We start from the raw sequence: 3,397 nt of genomic DNA on the forward strand, positions 1-3,397 counted from the left end.
CGGGGCGGGCTCACCCCTGCGGGGCGCCCGCTCCGGAGAGGTCGGCGAGTTGGTCGTCGCGGCGGTCGACCAGCTCCCGGGCCAGGGCCAGCGCCTCCTCGTCGGAACCGGCGTCGAGCAGGGCCGCGGAGACCATGCGGGAGTGTTCCAGGTGTTCGCGCAGCAGGTCGGTGACGGTCCCGTCGAAGCGGCCGGGCGGCTCGGCGGCGGCGTCGGCGAGTTGGTCGTCGGTGACCATGCCGGTCATGCGGTGTCCCTCGTGGGGATTGGTGTCGGGGACTCCGGCCCCCTCGCGCAGGGCGTGCAGGTCCTCCAACTCGCCCCGGTGGTCGGCGGCCAGTCGCTCGGCGAAGGAGGCGAGGGCGTCGTCCTCCGCCCTCTCGGCGGTCAGGTCGAGCAGCAACAGGGTGCGGTCGTTCATGGGGATCATCAGCTGGAGCCAGGCGAGGTCCGACCCGGTCAGCCGGGCCTGCTCGGCGGCTCCGGCGGAGGGCGCGGCCACCGTCGGGTGCCCGGCCCCGGGGTGGTGATCCTCCCCGGCGACCCCGGGGTCCGGCCGCCCGTCGGGCGCGGGGGAGCCCCCGCACCCGACGAGCACCGACACCGCGAGCACCGCGGCCGCCAGGGACGACCGGGCCGTCCGCGCCGGCCGGCGGAGCGCCGTGCCCCGACGGGGGCCGCTCATCGGCCGCCCCCGCCGGTCACCCGACCGCGACGATCAGGAGGGACGGCCATCGGGGCCGCACTTGATCACCGGGTTGATGCAGTCGCGCACCCGGCGCTCCATCTCCTCCTCCGGCCAGGCGTTGAACAGGTCCCCGTGCATGGTGTAGCCGGGACCGGAGGCCAGTTCGAAGCGGGAGGGGTCGCCGTTGACCGGGTAGCGCAGCACCTGGCGCAGCTTGGGCACCGGCACCGGGTGGCTCTCCGGGCACTGGCCCGCGACCGGGTAGGACATGTGGCTCTTGTGGTCGGCGGAGTCCAGGTTCACGCCGTCCCAGCACTGCGGGAAGTCCAGGTAGGACTCGAGCATGGTGTCCGGGGGGCACTCCACGAAGTCCTTGGAGGGCTCCACGTGGCCCGCGTGCAGGCAGGACCAGCGCGAGGAGGCCTGGTCGGGGGAGGTGGCCACCGCGTTGCCCGCGAGCATCTTCAGGCCCTGCGGCATCGGTTGGATGGCGGCGGTGACCTCCGGGCTCACCCCCTCCCCGAGGTAGTAGAAGGTCGCGCTCGCCGGCTCGACGGGCTCGCCGTCGACGAAGAGGGTGGGAACCCAGTAGCCGGAGAGGTCGACGTGGGGGTCGCAGTTGCTCTCGCCCCGCAACAGGTCGTCCACGGTGGTGTGGGCGTCCACCGAGGTGTTCCCGAAGAAGCTGTGCATGTGCGAGGCACCGGGAAGGTCCGGGAAGACGATGGGGTCGTCCGGCAGCCGGTGGCTGAAGGTGCACTCGGCGACGAACTCGGCGACGCGCACCACGTCGGCGGAGACCTCGGCGCCGGGATCGGCCTGCGCGCCGGAGGACCCGGTCATCAGCTGACCGGCGCCCAGGGCCGCGGCGACCACGATGGCGGCCGGTATCGCGTGGCGGGGCCGCGGTCGGCGGCGACGCGCGTGGCTCGCCGGTGCCCCGCCGGCCGGGGTGGCCCCGGTGGGAGCGGTGGGGGAGTCGGACATGGTTCTCCTGATCGGTGGGGTCCGGCGCCTCGGTCGGATTCCCTTCGCGCGAGCGAATCACGGTGGGGGAGCGGCGGGGCGGCCGGCGGACGGGAGAGGAGGCGCGAGAGCGCTCTCCGGGGGGTGGAACATAGATTCCACCCCCGGTCGAGTCAAGCCGTGAAGGGAAAATCCGTAACGTCAGGGGTGGTTCCGGAACAGAACGCCCCTCGGTCGATCACGGAACCCGGACTCGGTGTGCCTCCGGATGGGGAGGGCGTCCCGACATCTCGGAGAGCGCTCTCGCGGCCATGATCCCCTTCGGGGGATGCCGTGGTGATCTTTCCGGCATTTCCCTCTCCGATGACGGGCCGGGACATCTGCTCCCGGCCTCCGGTTCCATCCTCCCCGTCAAGGGTTCCGGCCCCCCGAAACCTTGTTGAGGTGCGATAAAGAATGGTTTCGAGCGCGAGCGCCGGACCCCGAGGGGGTGCCGGGGGAGCCCCCGGCCACCGGAGTTCGTGACCTCCGAGGGGGATGCCGCCAAGGGAGCGCTCTCCGAAAAGTTTCCGCGAGGTGTCTTGACGACACGGCCGAGCGGGAGTTGACTGCGCGCACCCCCACCGCCGGAACCGGTTCCGGAACCGGTGCCGTACCGCGTCCCGTCGGGACGCGGGTCCCCCTCGCCTGCCCCCGGGAGTCCCCATGCGTGTGACCATCGCCGACGTGGCCCGAACCGCCGCGGTCAGCAAGACGACGGTCTCCCGGGTGCTCAACGGCAAGGGTGAGGTGGATTCGGAGACGGCTGACCGGGTCCGCACGGTGATCGCGGAGTTGGGCTACGTCCCCAGCTCCCGCGCCGTGGGGTTGGCCCGGGGGGACAGCCGCACCCTGGCCATCCTGGTGCCCTCCCTCACCTGGCCGTGGGTCAGCGAGATGATCCAGGGCGTGGCGGACGTGGTGGAGGCGGCCGGATACGGGTTGCTCCTGTTCACCTGCAACCGGGGGGAGGCCTCGATGACCCAGTTCACCGGACAGGTCTCCGCACGGGCCTTCGACGGGCTGCTGGCCATCGTCCCCGGCGACACCCTGCCCGCGATCGAGGCCCTCCACCGGCAGGGGCTGCCCCTGGTGCTCATAGACGACCAGGGACAGCGGCCCGCCTTCCCCGCCGTGGCCACCACCAACACGGCCGGGGGCGCGGCGGCCGCCCGCCACCTCGTGGAGACCGGTCGGCGCACCCCCCTGGTCGTCGCCGGCCCCCGCCACTACGGCTGCGTCCGCGACCGGCTCACCGGTTTCGCGGAGGTGATGCGCGAGTACGGGGTCCCCCACGACCCGGGGATGATCGTGGACAGCGAGTTCACCCTCCCCTCCGGGCAGACGGCCGTGGAACGCGCGCTGGCCTCCGGGCGCCGGTTCGACTCCGTCTTCGCCCTCAACGACCAGACCGCGGTGGGGGCGTTGCGTGCCCTGCGCGCGGCCGGTCGTCGGGTCCCCGACGACGTCGCGGTCGTCGGCTTCGACGACCTGCCGCTGGCGGTCTCGGTCGACCCGCCGCTGACCACCGTGCGGCAACCCATGCACGCGATGGGGGAGACGGCCGCCCGACTGCTCCTGCGCCACCTCGGCGGAGCCCCCCTGGACCCGGAACCCGTCGTCCTCCCCACCGAACTGGTCGTTCGCGCCTCGGCCCCCGGCTGAGCCGCGACCCCGCCGGCCGACGGCCGGCCCCCGCCGCCC

At 73.3% G+C, this 3,397-nt stretch carries 3 protein-coding genes; 1 reads left to right on the plus strand and 2 read right to left on the minus strand.

Going from position 1 to position 3,397, the window contains the following annotated elements:
- Positions 1–10: 10 nt before the first annotated feature.
- Together FOE67_RS20410 and FOE67_RS20415 are read right to left on the minus strand one after the other, a co-directional pair.
- Positions 11–685, minus strand: coding sequence for a DUF305 domain-containing protein (locus tag FOE67_RS20410; protein ID WP_182666297.1), 675 nt, complete (start codon positions 683–685; stop codon positions 11–13).
- Positions 686–718: 33 nt separating this feature from the next.
- Entirely contained in the window at positions 719–1,675 is a 957-nt protein-coding gene (locus FOE67_RS20415) for a DUF1996 domain-containing protein (RefSeq protein WP_438874267.1), read from the minus strand.
- A gap of 684 nt (positions 1,676–2,359) precedes the next feature.
- Here FOE67_RS20415 and FOE67_RS20420 point away from each other — a divergent pair.
- Positions 2,360–3,358, plus strand: a complete 999-nt coding sequence (locus tag FOE67_RS20420; RefSeq protein ID WP_182666298.1) for a LacI family DNA-binding transcriptional regulator — start codon at positions 2,360–2,362, stop codon at positions 3,356–3,358.
- Positions 3,359–3,397: the final 39 nt, after the last annotated feature.

This window comes from Streptomyces calidiresistens (assembly GCF_014141525.1).
In the GTDB taxonomy this organism is placed as follows: domain Bacteria; phylum Actinomycetota; class Actinomycetes; order Streptomycetales; family Streptomycetaceae; genus Streptomyces; species Streptomyces calidiresistens.